The sequence below is a fragment of the Mycobacteroides immunogenum genome, from assembly GCF_001605725.1.
GTDB classification, from domain to species: domain Bacteria; phylum Actinomycetota; class Actinomycetes; order Mycobacteriales; family Mycobacteriaceae; genus Mycobacterium; species Mycobacterium immunogenum.
Window position 1 is genome coordinate 2,059,669 of record NZ_CP011530.1, and the last position, 20,497, is coordinate 2,080,165.

Consider the following 20,497-nt stretch of genomic DNA (forward strand, 5'->3'; position numbering starts at 1 on the left):
TGATGATCAGTGATGGCTGCGGGCGCCTGCGAGAGTTGAGCACTGCGCCATTACCCACAGTTTTTGACGAGATCTCTGGATCTCCGGATGGTCTTACCGAGAGGGAGGCCGCCGACCGCCTCCACCACTTCGGGGATAACCGCCAGACTTCTGCTTCCGAGGAAGGGTTCGTGGCGGGCCTTCGCGCATCCTTGCGGAGTCCATTCCTGGCGCTGCTGGCTGGTTTGTGTGTGGTCTTCGTGCTCGTCGGAGATCGCAAGGCGGCCGCGACCATCGCGGCAATGATCGTGCTGGCGGTCGCGCTGCGCCTATGGCAGCGGACCCGTTCGATGCGGGCGATCCGAGGTGTGCGTGAGTTGGTGACGGCGACGGCAACGGTGTGCCGGCGGGCCGATGAGCAGGCGCCATCTGTCGCGTGCGAAGTCCCGGTTGCCGAGCTGGTCCCAGGAGATGTGGTGATACTTGGCCCCGGTGATGTGGTGGCGGCAGATGTACGGATCGTGTCGGCGACCGACCTGGTGATCGACCAATCGGCGATGACGGGCGAATCGCTGCCGGTATACAAGGACGCCACTGCGAGACAGCGCCGTGTGCGAGGGGTGGCCGCGGTCGTCGATTCCGCGAACCTGTGCCTGTGCGGCACGACAGTGGTGGCGGGAGCGGCTACCGGGGTTGTCGTCGCCACCGGGATTCGCACCTACGCCGGCGCGCTGGCTAGCCACGCTGCTGACCCGCGGTCGGAATCCAGCTTCGATCAAGGGGTTCGGGCGGTCAGCTGGACGCTCATTCGTTTCATGCTGGTGATGGTGCCCATTGTGTTCGCGGTGAACGGAGTGGTGAGCGGCGCCTGGGGGCAGGCCGCCATGTTCGCGGTGGCGGTTGCGGTTGGTTTGACGCCGGAAATGTTACCGGTGATCGTCACCACCAATCTGGCGCGCGGCGCCGTGCTGCTGGCGCGCGAACGAGTAGTTATTCGTCGCCTCAACGCAATTCAAGATCTTGGAGCGATGGATGTGCTGTGTATCGACAAAACCGGAACCCTGACCGAGGACCGGGTTGTCTACGCGCACAGCGTGGATGTGACCGGGCATATCGATGAAACCGCCAGTGAGTTGGCCTACCTTGCCACGCACTTTCAGGCCGGACCCCACAGCCGACTCGACCGGGCCATCGCGCAGTGGGCGGACGAGGAACAGATGGGGGTCGTCGCGGAAGCGGCGTACACCGGGTTCGCCGAGATCGCCCCGGAGCGGTCGCGCCGGAAACAGACAGTGGTCGTCTCCCGCCTGCACGGTGAGCACATCCTGCTCTGCAAGGGTCACCCCGATGAGGTACTGCCGTACTGCACCCGGGCCCGGGTGGGCGACGACGTCGTCGGCTTTCACGATGAGTTGAAATCCGAAGCTCGCGACCTGATCTGCGCGTATCGAAAGCGTGGGATGCAAGTGATGGCCGTGGCGGCCAGGAGCCGCCCGGCGCGCACGGGGCAGTATCAGGTGACGGACGAAAACGACCTTGTCCTAGTGGGTTTCGTGGGGTTCGTCGACCCGGTTCGCGCCAGCGCGTCCTGCGCGGTGACGAGCTTGTCGCGGCACGGCGTCCGGGTGAAAATCTTGACCGGCGACGACGGACACGTCGCTGCGCAGGTGGCGACGCAGGTCGGAGTGGCCTGTGACCGCGTCATCCGCGGAAAACAGATCGACAAACTCGGTGACACCCGCCTGCAGGCGGTCGCGACGCAGACAGATGTGTTCGCCGAGCTGACTCCCGGGCACAAGGCGCGTATCGTCGCCGCGCTGCGGGAAGCGGGATGTGCCGTCGGCTTCCTCGGTGATGGGGTCAATGACGTTGCGGCCCTGCGCCTTGCCGATGCCAGCATTGCCCCCGATACCGCGACCGGCGCGGCCAAGCAGGCTGCCGATCTCATCCTGCTGGACAAGGATCTGTCGGTGATCGCACGCGCAGTCATCGAGGGGCGGCGCACGCTGGCCAACACCATGAAATACGTCACGATCACCGCCAGCTCAAACTTCGGCAATGTCTTGTCCGTCATGGCCGCCAGCGTGCTCTTGCCGTTTCTGCCGATGCTGCCCGGCCAGCTGATGATGCAAAACTTGCTCTATGACATCGCCCAGCTCGCGCTGCCGTGGGACCGAGTAGATCCCGAGTACCTGCGCCGCCCGCGGCGCTGGCAGTCCAGCGGCATGGTCCCGTTCATGCTGATCTTTGGTGCGCTCAGTTCGCTGTTCGACCTGGTTACTTTCGCCGTGCTGTGGTGGGCATGTGGCGGTAGCGATTCGCCGTCAGTGTTTCAAACCGGTTGGTTTGTCGAGGGATTGCTCACGCAGCTGGCAGTCGTACTCGTCTTGCGGTCACGCACCCTGCCCTGGCGCAGGCCGCGACCGGCCCCGGTTGTCGTGCTCAGCGCGATGGCCGTAGCCATTGTCGGCGCTCTGTTGCCGTTCTGTCCGTTGGCGGAACCCCTCCAGATGACGGCTCCGCCAGTGGCTTATCTGCTGTGGCTTGCCGTCGTGGTAACCGCTTACGCGGCCGCGGCGTATGTGGTGAAGCGGTGGTATCTACGCCGCCGAGTCACGAATAGGTGCCCTCAGGAATCATGTTGGTGATGCAGAACGGGTGACCGGCCGGGTCGACCAGTACCCGCCATCCGCTCGGGTTCGGCTGCGTCTCGGCCTTGGTCGCCCCCAACCCGAGGATGCGAGCCTCTTCGGCATCCAGGTCGGCCGCGGCCAGCTCGAGGTGCAGCTGTTTCGGTACCGCACCTTCTGGCCACTGCGGCGGTTGATGGTCTGCCACCCGCTGGAAAGTGAGCAGCACGGCGGCGCCCTTCAGCGCGGTAAATTGCTCGCTTTCGAACAATATCTCCAGGTCAAGGACCTGCTGATAAAACCTGGCCAGTGCTGCCGGATCCGCACAGTCGATCGATATCGCGCCGAGTCGAGCCTTTGTCGTCATAGAGACGAGCTTGTCACGAGTAGGATGACCGCGCGGACGAGTTGGCCGGGCGGCCGCGGGCTACGGGAGAAATCCCGTGGTTCGAGGAAAGTCCGGACTTCACAGAGCAGGGTGATTGCTAACGGCAATCCGAGGTAACTCGCGGGACAGTGCCACAGAAAACAAACCGCCACCACTTGTGGTGGTAAGGGTGAAACGGTGCGGTAAGAGCGCACCAGCGGACCGGGTGACCGGTTCGGCTCGGTAAACCCCACCCGAAGCAAGGCCAAAAGGCTGTGCGTGCACAGCTGCGGAAGTGTTCGAGGGCTGCTCGCCCGAGCTTCCGGGTAGGCCGCTTGAGGTACCCGGTGACGGTGTGCCCAGATGGATGGTCGCCGCTGCGTGGCCGCGGCTAGCCCGTGGCTGTGCGGAACAGGATCCGGCTTACAGGCCAACTCGCCCGCCTCTTACCCTGAACCGGTGACGCTGAAGCGGCTGGTTGCTCGCGACCTCAGTTTCGACGGCATTCGTGCGGAGTTCGGGTTGCCCACCGACTTCAGTCCGGGGGCCCAGCGCGATGCTGCCCAGGCAGTCGATCGCCATCGCGCCGAGCGTGTCGATCGCACCGATCTGGGATTGGTGACCATCGATCCGCCCGGATCACGTGATCTCGATCAGGCCCTGCACCTCGAGCGCACGGCGGGCGGATACCTGCTGCACTACGCCATCGCCGATGTCGCGGCGCAGATCGAACCCGGCAGCGCGCTGGACATCGAAGCACGCGAACGTGGCGAGACCATCTATCTGCCCGACGGTTCGGTGCCGCTGCATCCGCTGGCGTTCTCGGAAGGATCGGCGAGCCTGCTGCCCAACGAGATCCGGCCCGCCGCCCTGTGGCGCATCGAAACCGACCACGACGCGAACCCGGTGACCTGGAGCGTTCAGCGCGCTCTGGTCAAGTCCGTGCGGCAGCTGACATACCGGGAGGCCCAAGACGCGGCGGATGCCGGCCGCCCGCACCCCGCCATCGCGGCGCTACCTGAATTTGGCCGCAAGAGAAGAGATCTCGGATTGGCCCGGGGCGCTATCGAACTGAATCTGCCCGAACAGGATGTGGTGCGCGGCGCCGGTGGCGACTGGGAGCTGGTCATCGAAGCGCGCACCGAAACCGACGGCTGGAACGCGCAGATATCACTGCTCACCGGGATCTGCGCGGCGCGGATCATGCTCGACGGCGGCGTCGGCATGCTGCGCACGTTGCCCTCGGCGGATGGCGACGTGCGCCGCTGGATGCGCCGCACCGCCGAGGCCCTCGGACTGCCCTGGGCGAACGACACTCCAATCGGGGCGCAGCTTGCCGCGCTCGACCCCTGCGCCACCACAACATTGGCGATGATGACGCAGGCCACCACGCTGCTGCGGGGTGCCTCGTATCTGGTTTTCGACGGTGAACGCCCCGATGATCAGGCCGCGCTGCATGCCGGTATCGCCGCACCCTATGCGCATGTGACCGCGCCGCTGCGCAGGCTGGGGGACAGGTTTGTCACCGAAATCTGCCTGGCGCTGTCCGCCGGTACCCCGGTGCCGCAATGGGCACGCTCGGCCCTGGCCGACGTCAGATCGTCATTGCTGACATCGAATGCGTTGGCCAACAAGGTGGAACAGGCGTGTGTGGATCTCACCGAGGCCACCATCCTGGCACCACAGCAGGGGCAGACCTTCGATTCCGCGGTGCTGCGGGGCGCCGAGAAGAAGCGGGCGGCGGAGGTCTTCGTGACCGATCCGCCGATCCTTGCCCGGTGTGAAGGTGATCCGCCCGAAGGTCAGCGCGCCAAACTCACGCTGCGTGAAGCGAATCCGGAAACCCGGACCGTGCTGTTCGGATTCCCGGCCGACGGCAGCTGATCACTTCTTGTGGCGCACTGCCCTGCGGAGGGCCTTGAGCGTCGCCTCCACCTGGCGGCGGGTGGCCTCTGCCGCATCATGTTCACGCTGGTACAGCACCCCGTAGGTAAAGGTGTCCTCTCCGGCGCTGTGTGCCTCGATGGCCTGCGTGCCCAGATAGGTGCGGCTGACCGTGCTGTCCTGATGTTCGCCGAGTAGTTCCTGAATGTCCCTGGCCGCCTGGGATATCTTCTTGGCCCCCTCGGCGCTGGCCACGTAGCGCAGCCGCTTGGCCGACTTGCGGATGCGGTGCAGGGCCTCGTCGCGATATTCGCCCTCGGCGCGCGCCGCGGCCCGTGCCGCACGGCGCACCTTGCGGTACGCGGCATCAAGCGTCCCGCCCTCGTCCGAGTGATGGGTGTCCGACGCCGGTCCGGCCGTCGCGACCAACTCGTCCAGAGTATTGAGTAGCCGGAAGTATCGATGGCTGCGCATCGCCGCCAGTGAGCGCCGCAGTCCGCCGTCGTACCGCTGCTTGGCGGCGTCCACGAGCCTTTCATGCACCGGGCCGCGGATAAGCGCCTCGGGCAGCTCGGCCAGTGCCACGTCATACCGCTGCGCGAGCACTTCGGCATCACGCGCCACACCCAGGATGTTGGCCAGTAGTCGGAGTTCGTCGAGTGGTTCCTGATTGGTGTCCAGACCGAAGCGTTCAGGATTGGACTGCAGCAGGCTGCGGATACGCCGAATGGTGACGCGCATCTGGTGCACCGAGTCATAGGTATCCACCCGGACCGCCCTATCCCAGCCCTGCAGCTGTTCCAGCTGTTCGAGTAGCGCGCGCTGAATGGAGTCCTTGCCCTTGGGGCGCTCCCGTTCGGGTACGTCCAGAACCCGGGCCAGTTTGGACCCGTGTCCGGCGTGAGCGGCCCCGGCGTCGAGCAGGCGGGCAGTGATCCGGTCGAACAGCGCGATATCGGGGCCGTCCGGGCCCGGTGCCGACAGCTCCAGCTCCCATTCTCGCCAGCTCAGATCTCCCGAGGTGACGCGGTCGTCGCAGAATTCCGCGAGTTCTTCGCCCTGGGCGCCGATCAGCAGCGACACCGTGCGCACGGTGCTGATCCGCGCGACCGGCGCGAGTTCGTCCTCGCGGACCACCGCCAGCACCGTGTCCCGCAGTTCTTCGGGGACCGCGTCATCGCCCTCGCTGAGGGGGAGACGCAGCTCGGTCCGGGTGTCCGGTCCCGCGGGAAGTTTCAGATGCCATCCGGCGTCGGTGCCACCGGTGCGCCGCCGCAACGTGATGCGGTGCTGCGCCAGCCGCTGATCGGGGGTGTCGAAGTACACGGCATCCAAATTTTGCTGTGGCTGCTGTTCCACGCGCGCGACGGCGGATATTCCATCGAAGGAGGGGTTGATCGTCGCGTCGGTGACATCGAACTTCCGCTCGACCTCGACGTGTTGAGATGGCATGAGATATGTGCCCTGACGGTCGAAGGGACGGGATGCTGAGCTGCGCAAGCACGCGACACGGTGCCACATTCAGGTAAACAATGGTCACAACTTGTCACGGGGTAATCTAAGATTCTCTTAGGGTTCTCATAAGGTCGGGGTATCGGATAGGGACGCGATATTCGCTTCGCACCGCGTGTGGTGCCGAGTGTCGGTGTTGCCTGGTCGGTATTGTCCCCCTATGGGACGCCAGTCGTGTTCACAGCTAGACCGAGGTCACCATGAAGTTACGTGTTGAGGAGTACCTGAACGGCAAGGGCGCCATCGTCCTGCCCGATGGCTATACCGTCAACTACTACCTCGAACGTGTTGTCGAAGAGTTGGGCGATACGTTCGCCTATCGCTACCTCGACTTCAACACCAACTCCGACGGCGAACCCAACGATCTCAACTGGACCCAGCTTGGCCAGCGCTCCCGCGCGGTGGCGGCACGGCTCCAGCAAGTAACGAAGCCCGGTGACAGGGTGGCCATTCTGGCCCCGCAAGGCCTTGATTATGTGGTGGGTTTCTTCGCCGCCATCGAGGCCGGGAACATAGCCGTCCCCTTGTTTGCTCCGGAGCTGCCCGGTCATTCCGAACGGCTCGACGCGGTGCTCACCGATGCGCAGCCGACGGTCGTGCTGACCAACAACGCCGCCGCCGAATCCGTCAGCCGATTTGTCCGCGGGCTGCCCCGTGACCGCCGTCCCCGCGTGGTTGCCGTCGACAGCGTCCCCGATTCGGTGGCCGCCACCTATGTCAAGGTGACGCCTGATACCGATGACATCGCCTACTTGCAGTACACCTCGGGATCGACCCGGGTGCCCGCGGGCGTCGAGATCACTCACCGCGCGGTGATGACCAATGTTCTGCAGATGATCATCTCGGTCGGTTTGGACGACAGCATCCGCAGCGTGAGCTGGCTGCCGCTCTACCACGACATGGGCCTGCTGATGATCCTGTTCCCGCTGTGCGGCGGACGGATCACCCTGATGTCCCCGGTGTCGTTCGTGCGACGGCCGGGTCGGTGGATCAGGGAGCTCGCCTCCGAAGGGCATCTGGGCCGAACCTTTGCCGCCGCACCGAATTTCGCGTTCGAACTGGCCGCCGAGCGGGGCCTGCCGAAGGACGGCGACGAGCTCGATCTGAGCAATGTCGCGGGCTTGATCAACGGCTCCGAACCCGTCAGCATCTCCTCGATCCGCAAGTTCAACGACGCCTTCGGGCCGTACGGGCTGCCGCCGACCACCATCAAGCCGTCCTACGGAATGGCCGAGGCCACGCTGTTCGTCTCCACCATTCCCTCCGACGCCGAGGCTTCCGTGGTGTATCTGGACCGCCGCGAGCTGGGCAATGGACGCGCGGTGCGTGTCGCGGCCGACGACGAGAACGCGGTTCCGCAGGTGTCGTGCGGGAAGATCGCGCGCAGTCAGTGGGCGGTGATCGTCAACCCGAACGCCGATTCCGAGCTGGCCGACGGTGAAGTCGGCGAGATCTGGCTGCACGGTGACAACATCGGCCGCGGTTACTGGGGCCGGCCCAAGGAAACGGATTTCTCGTTCCGTAACAAACTGCAGGCCCGGCTCGACCACGGCAGTCACGCCACCGGCACCGAGCCCGGTGCCATCTGGTTCCGCACCGGAGACCTGGGTGTCTACCTCGACGGCGAGATCTACATCACCGGCCGGGTCAAGGACCTGGTGATCGTCGACGGCCGCAACCACTACCCGCAGGACATCGAGGCCACCGTCGAGGAGGCCTCGCCCGCGGTGCGCCGTGGTTTCGTGGCGGCATTCTCGGTGCCCGCAGAAGGATCTGGGGAGCAGCTGGTCATCGTGTCCGAACGTGCCGCCGGTGCGGGCCGCGCCGAGCCGGAGCCCATCATCGATGCCATTCGGGCGGCCGTCTCACGGCGTCACAACCTGCCCATCGCCGACGTACAGCTGGTTCAGGCGGGCGCGATTCCGCGCACCACCAGCGGAAAGCTCGCACGCCGAGCCTGCCGCCAGGAATACCTGGACAACAAGCTCGGCGTGCGTTCCTGACGATCTCGATTTAGTACGAGTGCTCGGGAGCGGGGAACACCCCGCGCGCCACCTCGTCGGCGTAGTCCGCGGCGGCCTTGCGCAGTTCCGCGCCGACCTGGCCGAACTGCTTCACGAACTTGGCGGTCTTTCCGCCCGTCATGCCGGCCATGTCCTGCCACACCAGCACCTGAGCGTCGCATTCCCGGCCCGCGCCGATACCGACGGTGGGGATGGTGAGCTTGCCGGTGATCTGCGTGGCCAGTTCGGCGGGCACCATTTCCATCACCACGGCGACGGCTCCGGCCTCCTGGACAGCGATGGCGTCGTGGATGAGCTGTGCGGCTGCGTCATCACGGCCCTGAACGCGGTACCCGCCAAGGCCGTTAACGCTCTGCGGGGTGAACCCGATGTGTGCCACCACCGGAATACCGGAAGCGGTGAGCGTGGCGATCTGTTCGGTAACGCGTTCTCCGCCTTCGAGTTTGATGGCGTGCGCGCCCGCTTCCTTCATGAATCGGGTGGCGCTGGCGAGGGCCTGCGCGGCCCCGCCCTCATAGGAACCGAAGGGCAGATCGGCAACTACCAGCGCCTCGGGGGCGCCGCGAACAACGCCGCGCACCAACGGAATCAGCTCGTCGATGGTGATCGGCACGGTGGTGTCGTACCCGTAGACCACGTTCGCGGCCGAATCTCCGACCAGCAGAACGGGAATCCCGGCATCGTTGAACACCCGGGCGGTGGAGTAGTCGTACGCGGTGAGCATCGACCACTTGTGGCCCTCGGCCTTCCACTTCTGCAAGTGGTGCACGCGGGTCTTGGTACGAGGCTTCGTGGAAGTCTCGGAAGCAGCGCCATACAAGGCGGTTTCAGACATATCGCAGTCTCTTTTTCTGTCGAATTTCCTCAAGGCCCATCCGGGTCCCTGGGTTTCTAACGATGTTCAGTCTGCCACCGCGTGGCGGTGAGATGAATATCCGAACACGTGGACTTGGTCACATCGGCAGTCCCCGCATTTGGGCACGCCGCACTACCCGGCTCGCCTAGCATCTGCGGCATGCAGCGACTTTCCGGACTGGACGCCAGTTTCCTGTACTTGGAAACACCCACTCAGCCCATGCATGTCTGCGGGATATTGGAATTAGACACCACAACCATTCCTGGTGGCTACTCGTTCGAAAAACTGCGATCCAAGCTGGCCGAGCGCGTCGAGGGCATCCCGTCCTTCAAGGAAAAGCTCGCCGACAGCCGACTGAACCTGGACCATCCGGTGTGGGTTGACGACGACGACTTCGACATCGACCGCCACCTGCACCATGTTGGTCTGCCCGCGCCCGGCGGCAAGGCCGAGATCGCGGACATGTGCGGGCACATCGCCTCGCTGCCGCTGGATCGTGCGCGGCCACTCTGGGAGATGTGGGTCATCGAAACAGGGGACACCAACCGGCTGGTGGTCATGACCAAGATGCATCACGCGTCGGTCGACGGTGTCACCGGCGCCAACCTGATGTCGGCACTGTGCGGCCTGGAACCCGATGCCGAGGCGCCCGAGCCCGCGCCGGGGGTCGGCGGCGCCAACAGCATCGAGATCGCGGTGACGGGAGCCCTCAAATGGGCGTCGCGGCCACTGAAATTCGCCAAGCTGCTGCCCGCGACGATTGGGGTGATTCCGGCCTGGCTGGAGCGCTCCAAGCGTGGCGAGGCCATGTCGGCACCCTTCTCGGCGCCGCGCACCTCGTTCAACTCCACGATCACCAGCCGTCGCAACGTCGGATACGCACAGCTTGATCTGGGTGATGTCCGTGCGGTCAAGGACCACTTCGGCGTCAAGGTCAACGATGTCGTCATGGCGATCTGTGCCGGTGCGCTGCGCAAGTATCTGGACGACCGCGGCGAGCTGCCGGACAACTCCTTGGTTGCCATGGTTCCGGTGTCGGTGCACGAGAAATCGGATCGCCCCGGCCGAAACCAGGTGTCCGGCATGTTCTCTCGGCTGGAGACCAATGTTGATGATCCAGTGACGCGGCTTCGAGCCATCGCTGCGGCAAACAACATCGCCAAGGATCACACGGCGGTGCTGGGCGCCACCCTGCTGCAGGACTGGAGCCAATTCGCGGCGCCGGCGGTTTTCGGCACCGCGATGCGGGTCTACTCGCGCATCCGGCTCGCCGACCGGCACCCGGTCATCCACAACCTGGTGGTTTCCAATGTGCCGGGACCGCAAGTGCCCCTGTACTTTTTGGGCGCGCAGGTGATCAGCATGTATCCGTTGGGCCCGATCTTTCACGGTGCCGCGCTCACCGTCACGGTGATGTCATTGGACGGCAAGCTCAATGTCGGCCTGATTTCGTGCCCCGATCTGATGCCGGACCTTTCCACCCTGACCGACGATTTCGGCGCGGCGCTGCAGGAGCTAAAGGCCCTTATCTGAGTTCACATGGCAACATGGCTGACATGATGTTGCGTGGGCCTGGTCGCCCTGGGCTGTTGCCGCTACTGGCTCTTGCCTCGGTGGTAGCCGTCGTCTCTGGTTGTGTGCGGTCGGTCGAGGGTGAGGCGATGGCGGCACGGCCGTCGGAAACCTCCCTCAATTGGGGTGACTGCGACGGCCTCACACCCGAGAACGTCACGGTTCCGGCCAGCACGGTGTGCTCGGAACTGGAGGTTCCCGTCGACTACACCAAGCCCGACGGCGCCAAGGCGCGGCTGGCCATCATCAAGTACCCGGCCAAGGGACAGCGGATCGGGTCGCTGTTGATGAACCCCGGTGGCCCGGGCCAGTCCGGTATCGAGGCGGCGACCGCGATCGTCAAGCAGGTGCCCAAGGAGATCCGCGACCGCTTCGACTTCATCGGATTCGATCCGCGCGGTGTCGGGGCCTCCACTCCGGCGATCGAGTGCAACTCGGACAAGGACGTCGATCGGCTGCGGGCGCAGAACGACACCGACTACAGCCCTGAGGGCGTGGCCCGCATGGAGCAGGACTCCAAGGACTTCGTGAAGCGCTGCGTCGACAAGGTGGGGCTGGAGTTCCTGGCCAATGTCGGCACGGTGAACGTCGCCAAGGACATGGACCGGCTGCGCGCCGCGCTGGGTGACGAGAAGCTGACCTACCTGGGCTACTCGTACGGAACCCGGATCGGTACCACCTACGCCGAGGAGTTCCCCAAGAATGTGCGGGCCCTGATCCTCGACGGTGTGATCGATCCGAATGCCGATCCCACGCAGGCCGATATCGACCAGATCGCGGGATTCCAAAAGGCTTTCGACAACTACGCGGCCGACTGCGCCAAGAGCCCAAGCTGCCCGCTGGGGACCGACCCCGCACAGGCCACAGCCCGCTACCGGGCCATGATCGACCCGCTGGTCGATCACCCCGCCAAGACCAAGGACGGTCGTGGTCTTTCGCACAGCGACGCGATCATCGGCACCATCATGGTGATGTACTCGCCCACGCTGTGGGAGGCCTTCACCAAGGCGTTGCGTCAGCTCAGTGAGGGATCGGGCGACATCCTGCAGCTGCTCGCCGATGCCTACATGAAGCGCGACGAGGACGGTCACTACAGCCACGCGCAGGACGCGCAGACCGCCATCAACTGCGTGGACGAACCGCCGGAGAAGGACCGGGCCAAGGCCGTCGAGAAAGACCGCCGCATCCGTGAGGTGGCGCCCTTCCAGGATTACGGCGAATTCACCGGCAACGCCCCGCTGGGCGTGTGCGCGTTCTGGCCGGTACCGCCGACCAGTAAGCCCCACCCCATCCACGTCGCGGGTCTGCCCAAGCTGCTGGTGGTTTCCACCACCTATGACCCGGCGACTCCGTACCAGGCGGGTGTTGAGCTGGCCAAACAGCTCGGCGGAGGCTTGCTGACCTACGACGGGACCAAGCACACCATCGTGTTCGACGGCAACCAGTGCGTCGACAAGGCGGCCGAGGACTATCTCATCAAGGTCACGACTCCGCCCGAAGGCGCCCGCTGCTGATCCCTTTTGGGGCGCGACATGGCACGATGTGGCCCATGATGCGGATGCGCCGGGCGTTGCCAGTGATCTTCTTGATGTTGACGGCGGCCGTCCCAGCCATCCCGGCGGCCGCCGCGCCGCTGCCCGCTCCGAGCCCGTCGCTGCAGGCGTTCTACGACCAAAAGGTGGTCTGGGGCGGCTGCGACGGCTTCGTCACCGACACCAGCCGCATCCCGACCGCGCGCTGCGCCAAGGTCAAGGTGCCCGTCAGCTACGACAAGCTGATGGGCACGGTGGCCGAACTCGCCGTGCTCAAGGTGCCCGCCTCCGGAAAGCGGGTCGGCGCACTATTGGTCAACCCCGGTGGCCCGGGCGGTTCGGGTGTGGATCTGGCCGCCGGCATGGGCGCCAAGCTCGGTGACTCGGCGATAGGGCAGAGCTTCGACATCGTCGGGTTCGACCCGCGTGGTGTCGGCGGCTCCACGCCGACCCTGCGCTGCCGGACCGACGCGCAGTTCGACGCCTTCCGCAAGGAACCGCTCGCCGACTACAGCCAGGCCGGCGTGGCGCACATCGAGGATGTGTATCGCCAGTACGTCAACGAATGCGCGAACCGGATGGGGCTGGACTTCCTCGCCAACGCCGGAACTGCCTCGGCGGCAAGGGATATGGATATCGTTAGGGCCGTGGTCGGCGACAGCAAGCTGAACTACCTGGGGTACTCCTACGGCACCGAGCTGGGCACCCAGTACGCCGAGTACTTCCCGCAGAACGTGCGCACCATGGTCCTGGACGGTGCGATCGATCCGACAATCGATCCGGTGGAGTCCAACGTCCGCCAGATGACCGGATTCCAGGTGGCCTTCAACGACTACGCGGCCGATTGCGCCAAGGACCCCAAGTGCCCGCTGGGCGCCGACCCGTCGCAGGCAGTGAAGCGCTTCCACCAGCTGGTCGATCCGCTGGTGACCAAGCCGGCCAAGACCAACGATCCGCGCGGACTGAGCTACCAGGACGCCATCACCGGCACCATCCAGGCGATGTACACGCCGCGGTATTGGAAGTACTTGACGTCGGGCTTGGCCGGATTGGTTGATGGCAGCGGTCCCGACGACCTGCTGTGGCTGGCCGACCAGTATCAGGAGCGCGACGACCACGGGCGTTACGACAACCTGCAGGACGCCTTCAATTCGATTCGGTGCGTCGACGGACCCACGCCGAAGGATTCCGCGCCGTGGGTGGCGGCCGACAAGACGCTGCGTGAGCAGGCGCCGTTCTCGAGTTACGGTCAGTTCACCGGCTACGCCCCGCGCGACCTGTGCGCCTTCTGGCCGGTGCCCCCGACATCGACCCCGCACACCCCGTCGACACCCGGTCTGCCGCCGGTGGTCGTCATCTCCACCACCCATGACCCGGCGACGCCCTACGAGGCGGGTGTGGCGCTGGCCCGGCAGTTGGGCGGATCGCTCATCAGCTACGAGGGCACCCAGCACACCGTCGCCTTCAATGGTGAAGCGTGCGTCGATGACGTGGTGACGCGCTACTTCGTTGACGGGACCGTGCCTCCTAAAGACGTTCGCTGCTGACCTGCGGCATACTCTCCCCATGGATCGTCAGAAGGAATTCGTGCTGCGCACGCTGGAAGAACGCGATATCCGTTTTGTCCGGCTGTGGTTCACCGACGTGCTCGGCTACCTCAAGAGCGTGTCCATCGCGCCCGCTGAGCTGGAGGGCGCGTTCGAGGAAGGCATCGGCTTCGACGGCTCGTCCATCGAAGGCTTCGCCCGTGTCTCTGAGTCGGACACCGTGGCGCATCCTGACCCGTCCACGTTCCAGGTGCTGCCCTGGACCACCAGCGCCGGCAAGCATCACTCGGCGCGCATGTTCTGCGATATCAAGCTGCCCGACGGATCGCCGTCGTGGTCGGATCCACGGCACGTGCTGCGCCGCCAGCTCGCCAAGGCAAGCGATTTGGGCTTTTCCTGCTACGTGCACCCGGAGATCGAGTTCTTCTTGCTGAAGAACATGCCCGACGATGGTTCGGCGCCGATCCCTGCCGACGACGCCGGGTACTTCGACCAGGCCGTGCACGAAGCAGCGCCGAACTTCCGCCGGCACGCCATCGACGCACTCGAATCCATGGGCATCTCCGTGGAATTCAGCCATCATGAGGGCGCACCCGGCCAGCAGGAGATCGACCTGCGGTACGCCGACGCGCTGTCCATGGCGGATAACGTGATGACGTTCCGCAACGTGGTCAAGGAAGTGGCCATCATCGACGGCGTGCATGCCACGTTCATGCCCAAGCCGTTCAGCGACCACCCCGGTAGTGCCATGCACACCCACATGAGTCTGTTCGAGGGCGACACCAACGCCTTCCACAATCCCGACGATCCGCTGCAGCTGTCCGATGTCGGCAAGTCGTTCATCGCGGGAATCCTGGAGCACGCCAACGAGATCAGTGCCGTCACCAACCAGTGGGTGAACTCCTACAAGCGGCTGGTGCAGGGCGGCGAGGCGCCCACGGCGGCATCGTGGGGCGCGGCCAACCGCTCGGCGCTGGTGCGGGTTCCGATGTACACGCCCAACAAGTCGTCTTCGCGCCGTATCGAGGTCCGCAGCCCAGATTCGGCCTGCAACCCGTACCTGACCTACGCGGTGCTGCTGGCCGCCGGTTTGCGCGGCGTCGAGCAGGGCTACACCCTGGGACCCGAGGCCGAGGACGATGTGTGGCAGCTGACCGCCGCCGAGCGCCGGGCCATGGGATATAAGGAGCTACCCAGCACCCTGGAGAATGCCCTCATCGCCATGGAGGGCTCCGAACTGGTGGCAGAGGCCTTGGGGGAGCACGTCTTCGACTTCTTCCTGCGTAACAAGAGAGCCGAGTGGGCGCGCTACCGCAGTAATGTGACCCCGTTCGAGCTGCGGGCCTATTTGGGGCTGTGACTCGATCTTCTGAGCGTTCAAAGGTCCCCGGCGTCGGGCGACTGGGCCTTGTCGACGCGCGGGCCGCGGCACTGCTCGAAGAGCTGGGTTGGACCACCGAGGCGCACGTTCCGCTGCTGTGGTCGCTCTCGCGTTCTCCCGACGCAGATGCCGCGCTGCTCACCCTGATCCGGCTGCGCGAGGAGATGGGCCCACAGTGGGCCGCACTGGATCGGGAGCTGAGCACCGACACCTCGCTGCGGGGGCGGCTGCTGGCGGTGCTCGGGTCGTCGCTGGCACTCGGTGATCATCTGGTGGCCCGTCCCGATCGTTGGCAGCTATTGGTCGGAGACATCCAGCTGGAGTCGAAATCGGCTCTGCAAGAACGCTTTTTGGCAGCAGTCGGGGCCGTCGACGGGCGGGCCTCGGTCTCGGAGGGCGCCGCCATCTCGGCGCTGCGGGACGCCTATCGCGACCGGCTGCTGGTGCTGGCCGCGCTTGATCTGGCGGCCACCGTCGAAAACGAACCGGTGCTGCCGTTCCCGGTGGTGGGACAGCACCTGTCAGATCTGGCCGATGCCGCGCTGACGGCGGCGCTGGCAGTAGCGGTGTCACTTGTGGTTCCCGAGGGGCAGGCCCCGCCCCGGCTCGCGGTCATCGCGATGGGCAAATGTGGTGCACGCGAACTCAATTACGTCAGCGATGTCGATGTCATCTTTGTCGCGGAGGAAGCCGACTCGCTGACCACCCGCGTCGCCGGCGAGATGATGCGGGTGGGGTCCAGCACCTTCTTCGAGGTGGACGCGGCGCTTCGCCCGGAGGGCAAGGCCGGGGCGCTGGTCCGCACCCTGGAGTCGCATGTCGCGTACTACCGCCGTTGGGCCAAGACCTGGGAATTTCAGGCGCTACTCAAGGCGCGTCCCGCCGTCGGCGATTCCGACCTGGGTAAGGCGTACATCGACGCGCTCATGCCCATGGTGTGGACCGCTTGTGAGCGTGAGGATTTCGTACCCGAGGTGCAGGCCATGCGCCGCCGGGTGGAATCACTGGTGCCCGCCGATCTGCGCGAGCGTGAGATCAAACTGGGCACCGGTGGTCTGCGTGACGTCGAATTCGCGGTGCAGCTGCTGCAGCTGGTGCATGGCCGCGCTGACGAGTCGCTGCATGTGGCATCGACTGTCGACGCGCTGAGCGTGCTGTCGGCCGGGGGCTACATCGGTCGTGACGACGGCGCCAATCTCACTGCGTCCTATGAATTTTTGCGGCTGCTGGAGCATCGACTGCAGCTGCAGCGCCTCAAGCGCACACACACCCTGCCCGCACCAGAGGACACCGAGGCAATGCGCTGGCTGGCCCGGGCGGCGCATGTACGTCCCGACGGGCAAAACGATGCTCTCGGAGTGTTGCGCGCCGAGATCAAGCGGCAAGCGTTGCGGGTGTCGCGTCTGCACGCAAAGTTGTTCTACCAACCGCTGCTGGAATCGGTGACCGAGTTCGACAAGGAAGCGCTGGGGCTGTCCAACGAGGCGGCGGTGCGTCAGCTCGCCGCCCTGGGATACCAGCAGCCGCAGCACGCCCTCAGTCACCTCTCTGCGCTGACCAAAGAGGGTGGGCGGCGTGGACGTATCCAATCCATCCTGCTGCCAACGCTTTTGGACTGGCTGGCGGATACCCCCGACCCGGACGCTGGGCTGCTGGCCTACCGCCGGGTGAGCGAGGCGCTGGTCGACCAAACCTGGTACCTGCGCACCCTGCGTGATGAGGGCGCGGTGGCCAAGCGGTTGATGCAGATCTTGGGCACCTCGGCGTATGTGCCCGATCTCATCATGCGCGCACCGGAAGTGATCCAGCTGTATGCGGACGGACCCAACGGCCCCAAACTCCTTGAGGCAGATCCAGCTTCGGTAGCCAAGGCGCTCATCGCGTCATCGGCGCGGCACGCCGATCCCGAGCGGGCCATCGCGGCGGCACGGTCATTGCGGCGCCGGGAGCTGGCGCGGGTGGCCTCGGCGGATCTGCTGGGCCTGCTGGATGTGGTGGAGGTTTGTGGTGCGCTCACCTCGGTGTGGGTGGCGGTGCTGCAGGCGGCACTGGACGCGGTGATCAAGGCGAGCATTGTGGCGGGGGAGGAGGCGCCCGCCGTCATCTCCGTCATCGGAATGGGCCGGCTGGGCGGCGGAGAGCTCGGTTACGGGTCCGATGCGGATGTCCTCTACGTGTGTGAGGCGCGCGGCGATGCCTCCGACGCTGAGGCGGTCCGGTGGTCGGCGACCGTTGCCGAGAAGGTGGGCAAGCTGCTCGGCGCGCCCAGCACCGACCCGCCGCTGCAGGTGGACACCGGGCTGCGGCCGGAAGGTCGCAACGGACCGCTGGTGCGCACCCTGGCCGCCTACGAGGCGTACTACGCGCAGTGGGCGCAGCCATGGGAGGTGCAAGCGCTGCTGCGGGCGCACAGCGTCGCCGGAGATGCAGATCTGGGGCTGCGGTTCCTGCACATGATCGACAAGACGCGGTATCCGGCCGGCGGTATCGGCCTGGACGCGGTGCGCGAGATCCGCCGGATCAAGGCGAGGGTGGATGCCGAGCGGCTGCCGCGCGGCGCGGACCCGAATACCAATACCAAGCTGGGGCGTGGCGGCCTGGCCGACGTGGAATGGACCGTGCAGCTGCTGCAGCTGCGTTACGCACACGAGCACCAGTCGCTGCACAGCACCTCGACCCTGCAAACGCTGCGGGCCGCGGCGGAAGCCGGGCTCATCGAGGCCGACGATGCCGAGCTGCTGCGCCAGGCCTGGCTGACCGCGACCAACGCGCGCAACGCGCTGGTGCTGGCGCGCGGCAAGCCGACCGACCAGCTGCCCGGCCCCGGACGGCTGCTCAACACCGTGGCCGCGGCTGCCGGTTGGCCCGACAACGACGGCGGCGAGTTCCTGGACAACTATTTGCGGGTGACTAGGCGGGCAAAGGCCGTGGTGCAGAGGGTGTTTGGGGAGTAGTGGCTACCGCTACAGCGGGATCCACCGGGACCGAGCCACCCGCCTGCCCAGCGCCTCGTACCGAGCTGCTCAAACAAGGCGACTAAAAGGCGTAGCTACCCGATGCTTGCAGCACGAAGCCATGTGGGCCGCTGGTGGTGTCTGTGCATGCAAGCAGCGGCTCAACGCCCACGGCGCATGTCGCGTTTTGAAATGCCACTTTTTCGCCGACGTTAAGCATTTCTCCGTGCTCGTAGCTCCAATTGCAGCCGAACCCTTGCTTGCTAATTTCATACTGAGGCCCTCGGGGGTACACGGACCCAATCAGGCACGCATCTTCGCCAGGGCCGGAGCCCCGGGCGCTATCCAAGCCAGGGATATGCCCGGAACATTGAATTCCCTGATTGATGGTTAGAGTGGTTTCCGGTGCGCTGACTACACATTTTATTTCGTATGGGGTTGAGAAGCTAATAGTGCGAGCTGCGCTTTTTGGGGTGTATCTAAAAAACTTTTCTACCGGCACAGACGAGTAAGAGTTGAAATCTACTGTACCAGGATCCGCATGTGCGAAGTTTGGAATTACGCAAAGCATACTTGCTGTGCACGCTATTGCAATAACAAATTTCATTGCAGTGCCTATCAATGTTGAATTATGAGCCGAGTTACGTGAGTTTCAGGGTTGTACGGGGGTTCTGCGTTGAGGTTTTGGCCGAAGTAGGTGTGGACTTGTCCGTCGGTGAGCAGGCCCAGGTTGTTGTCGTCGAGTACTTCCACGAATGCTTCACCCCCTTGCATGATGACTTCGACAACCGTCCCCTCCGGTTGTTGTCCCAGGTTCATGTATGGAACTTTCATGACAAATACTCCTTGTGGTTAGTGATCGACGCAATGACGCAATGGAAATGGCCCGCGCGTCAAGGAGGTGGCGGGTCAGGGTTTGTCGCGCGGAGGCGGGCAGATAGGGCACGCCCGCGAAGCGGGGGGCGGCATGAAAAAACAGCACCCCGTCCCGAATGTGGGCACAGTTGTGCTGCTGCGAAACCGAGTCTACGAACCCCACACCAGACACACCAGGGGCGTGATTTGGCTTGTGCGATCGGTCGGCGCGAAGTTCAGGACAGCTCACGGATGTCAGTCCCATACTGTGCGGATCAAGATCCGTCTCTGCTGATTCGATCTGCAAGGAGTACTCATGAAGTACGCATCGATCGTCCTGAGTCTCGGTGTTGTCGTCGGTGCGCTTGGCGTCGCGGTACCGGCTCAGGCGAAGCCAGGTGATTGCACCGTCTCTGAGGAAGCCCGACTCGACGCCGTGGCGGACACCAAGCGGGCCGAATATCTGGAGCGTCATCCGGACGTCAACGCTGGGATGAGCAATGCTCTCAAGAACACCCCTGGGGACGGAGAGGCCAAGCACCAGGCCGTGCAGGCCTACCTCGATACGAATCCGGCGGCCAAGGCCGATCTGGATGCGATCCGTCAGCCCGTGCAGGACTTCAAGAATCGCTGCTGGCCGCAGGGCTAGGAGCAGCGGAATTACATCGCTGTAGTTCCTCCCACGCTTCTCATGGTTTCTTAACGTTCAGGCCATGACGGTCCAACCAACGCTCGATAGCGTCCCGGGCGGGCCGGCACGTCGTCGGCTGTAACGCTGAACAAGGAGTTACTCCATGAAGTTCACCTCTGCTGTCATCAGTGGTGTCGTTGGCGCCGGCGCGGTGGCCAGCGCCCTGGCATTCGCCGGCGCTGCCGACGCGGCTCCGAGCAAGTGCACCGCCGCTGAGTTCGCCCGCACCCACTCAACCGTGTCGAGCCAGGTCGCGAGCTACCTGGACAAGAACCCGACCATCAACGACGGAATCACCAACGCCGCCAAGGGCGCTCCCGAGGGTCAGCGTCACGAGGCCATCAAGACCTACCTGGACGGCCAGCCCGCCGCCAAGGCCGAGCTGGACAAGATCCGCCAGCCGCTGACCAGCCTGAAGAACAGCTGCGGCGCGGACACCGATGACGCCGCCCCGGCCGCTCCCGCCGCACTGACAGGTCAGGTGCCCGCCGAGCAGCCCGCCACCGAGAACGCTCCCGCCGAGCAGCCGCAGCAGCCGTGGAACCCCTTCGCGCCGCAGCAGCAGCCGGCCCAGGAGGCCACCGAAACTGCCAACACCCAGCAGGCCGCCCCGGCCAAGCCGGCCACGCCGAACGTGGCCGCAGTGGTTGATCAGCAGGACGTCTAACAACACTCATAGGTGGGCGGCTTAGCCTTATGGAGCGATGACACAG

14 protein-coding genes and 1 other RNA gene are annotated in these 20,497 nt (G+C 65.0%); 11 read left to right on the forward strand and 4 right to left on the reverse strand.

The genetic code is table 11. The features are described from left to right. Positions 1–2: 2 nt before the first annotated feature. A complete protein-coding gene (gene mgtA, locus ABG82_RS10285; protein WP_234708108.1) occupies positions 3–2,627 on the forward strand; it encodes a magnesium-translocating P-type ATPase in 2,625 nt (874 codons plus the stop codon). Here mgtA and ABG82_RS10290 read toward each other — a convergent pair. Further along, positions 2,593–2,976, reverse strand: coding sequence for a VOC family protein (locus ABG82_RS10290; RefSeq protein WP_043079909.1), 384 nt, complete (start codon positions 2,974–2,976; stop codon positions 2,593–2,595). The two genes, mgtA and ABG82_RS10290, sit on opposite strands and share 35 nt — an antisense overlap. A 37-nt stretch (positions 2,977–3,013) precedes the next feature. On the opposite strand from ABG82_RS10290, the gene rnpB reads away from it, so the two are divergent. Beyond that, positions 3,014–3,418: RNase P RNA component class A (gene rnpB / locus ABG82_RS10295), an RNA gene on the forward strand. Positions 3,419–3,435: 17 nt separating this feature from the next. After that, positions 3,436–4,860 (forward strand): RNB domain-containing ribonuclease, encoded by a 1,425-nt coding sequence (locus ABG82_RS10300; protein WP_078343498.1) that lies wholly within the window; start codon positions 3,436–3,438, stop codon positions 4,858–4,860. On the opposite strand, the gene ABG82_RS10305 is transcribed toward ABG82_RS10300, so the two are convergent. After that, positions 4,861–6,312: a CYTH and CHAD domain-containing protein gene (locus ABG82_RS10305; protein WP_043079910.1), complete on the reverse strand. Its 1,452-nt coding sequence runs from the start codon at positions 6,310–6,312 to the stop codon at positions 4,861–4,863. Between the two features lie 260 nt (positions 6,313–6,572). Here ABG82_RS10305 and ABG82_RS10310 point away from each other — a divergent pair, with 260 nt between their 5' ends. Next, complete coding sequence (locus tag ABG82_RS10310) at positions 6,573–8,375, forward strand: AMP-binding protein (protein WP_043079911.1); 1,803 nt, start codon at positions 6,573–6,575, stop codon at positions 8,373–8,375. A gap of 10 nt (positions 8,376–8,385) precedes the next feature. Here ABG82_RS10310 and panB read toward each other — a convergent pair whose 3' ends face one another. Beyond that, entirely contained in the window at positions 8,386–9,231 is an 846-nt protein-coding gene (gene panB, locus ABG82_RS10315; protein ID WP_043079912.1) for a 3-methyl-2-oxobutanoate hydroxymethyltransferase, read from the reverse strand. Between the two features lie 180 nt (positions 9,232–9,411). Between panB and ABG82_RS10320 the strand changes: the two genes are divergently transcribed. From ABG82_RS10320 to ABG82_RS10340, 5 genes are read left to right on the forward strand one after another with little or no spacing between them, the layout of a single operon-like run. Next, positions 9,412–10,785, forward strand: a complete 1,374-nt coding sequence (locus tag ABG82_RS10320) for a WS/DGAT/MGAT family O-acyltransferase (RefSeq protein WP_043079913.1) — start codon at positions 9,412–9,414, stop codon at positions 10,783–10,785. Between the two features lie 23 nt (positions 10,786–10,808). Beyond that, complete coding sequence (locus ABG82_RS10325; RefSeq protein WP_043079914.1) at positions 10,809–12,338, forward strand: alpha/beta hydrolase; 1,530 nt, start codon at positions 10,809–10,811, stop codon at positions 12,336–12,338. A gap of 35 nt (positions 12,339–12,373) precedes the next feature. Continuing rightward, complete coding sequence (locus ABG82_RS10330) at positions 12,374–13,903, forward strand: alpha/beta hydrolase (RefSeq protein WP_043079915.1); 1,530 nt, start codon at positions 12,374–12,376, stop codon at positions 13,901–13,903. A 19-nt stretch (positions 13,904–13,922) separates the two neighbouring features. After that, positions 13,923–15,263: a type I glutamate--ammonia ligase gene (gene glnA / locus ABG82_RS10335; RefSeq protein WP_043079916.1), complete on the forward strand. Its 1,341-nt coding sequence runs from the start codon at positions 13,923–13,925 to the stop codon at positions 15,261–15,263. Further along, the gene (locus ABG82_RS10340; RefSeq protein WP_043079917.1) at positions 15,260–18,238 is read left to right on the forward strand and encodes a bifunctional [glutamine synthetase] adenylyltransferase/[glutamine synthetase]-adenylyl-L-tyrosine phosphorylase; all 2,979 of its coding nucleotides are present in this window, start codon (positions 15,260–15,262) and stop codon (positions 18,236–18,238) included. The genes glnA and ABG82_RS10340 overlap by 4 nt, the downstream gene beginning before the upstream one ends. A 618-nt stretch (positions 18,239–18,856) precedes the next feature. Here ABG82_RS10340 and ABG82_RS10345 read toward each other — a convergent pair. Continuing rightward, positions 18,857–19,072: a DUF1883 domain-containing protein gene (locus ABG82_RS10345; RefSeq protein WP_054173182.1), complete on the reverse strand. Its 216-nt coding sequence runs from the start codon at positions 19,070–19,072 to the stop codon at positions 18,857–18,859. 337 nt (positions 19,073–19,409) lie between these two features. On the opposite strand from ABG82_RS10345, the gene ABG82_RS10350 reads away from it, so the two are divergent. Both ABG82_RS10350 and ABG82_RS10355 read left to right on the forward strand, forming a co-directional pair. Then, entirely contained in the window at positions 19,410–19,742 is a 333-nt protein-coding gene (locus ABG82_RS10350; RefSeq protein WP_043080350.1) for a hemophore-related protein, read from the forward strand. 145 nt (positions 19,743–19,887) lie between these two features. Next, positions 19,888–20,451 (forward strand): hemophore-related protein, encoded by a 564-nt coding sequence (locus ABG82_RS10355; RefSeq protein WP_043080349.1) that lies wholly within the window; start codon positions 19,888–19,890, stop codon positions 20,449–20,451. The last annotated feature ends 46 nt before the right edge of the window (positions 20,452–20,497 follow it).

Coding starts and splice junctions, on each gene's coding strand:
- ABG82_RS10305 (WP_043079910.1), bottom strand. CDS start 6,312: ATGCCATCTCAACACGTCGAGGTCGAGCGGAAGTTCGATGTCACCGAC.
- ABG82_RS10310 (WP_043079911.1), top strand. CDS start 6,573: ATGAAGTTACGTGTTGAGGAGTACCTGAACGGCAAGGGCGCCATCGTC.
- panB (WP_043079912.1), bottom strand. CDS start 9,231: ATGTCTGAAACCGCCTTGTATGGCGCTGCTTCCGAGACTTCCACGAAG.
- ABG82_RS10290 (WP_043079909.1), bottom strand. CDS start 2,976: ATGACGACAAAGGCTCGACTCGGCGCGATATCGATCGACTGTGCGGAT.
- ABG82_RS10350 (WP_043080350.1), top strand. CDS start 19,410: ATGAAGTACGCATCGATCGTCCTGAGTCTCGGTGTTGTCGTCGGTGCG.
- ABG82_RS10325 (WP_043079914.1), top strand. CDS start 10,809: ATGATGTTGCGTGGGCCTGGTCGCCCTGGGCTGTTGCCGCTACTGGCT.
- mgtA (WP_234708108.1), top strand. CDS start 3: ATGATCAGTGATGGCTGCGGGCGCCTGCGAGAGTTGAGCACTGCGCCA.
- glnA (WP_043079916.1), top strand. CDS start 13,923: ATGGATCGTCAGAAGGAATTCGTGCTGCGCACGCTGGAAGAACGCGAT.
- ABG82_RS10330 (WP_043079915.1), top strand. CDS start 12,374: ATGATGCGGATGCGCCGGGCGTTGCCAGTGATCTTCTTGATGTTGACG.
- ABG82_RS10345 (WP_054173182.1), bottom strand. CDS start 19,072: ATGAAAGTTCCATACATGAACCTGGGACAACAACCGGAGGGGACGGTT.
- ABG82_RS10355 (WP_043080349.1), top strand. CDS start 19,888: ATGAAGTTCACCTCTGCTGTCATCAGTGGTGTCGTTGGCGCCGGCGCG.
- ABG82_RS10320 (WP_043079913.1), top strand. CDS start 9,412: ATGCAGCGACTTTCCGGACTGGACGCCAGTTTCCTGTACTTGGAAACA.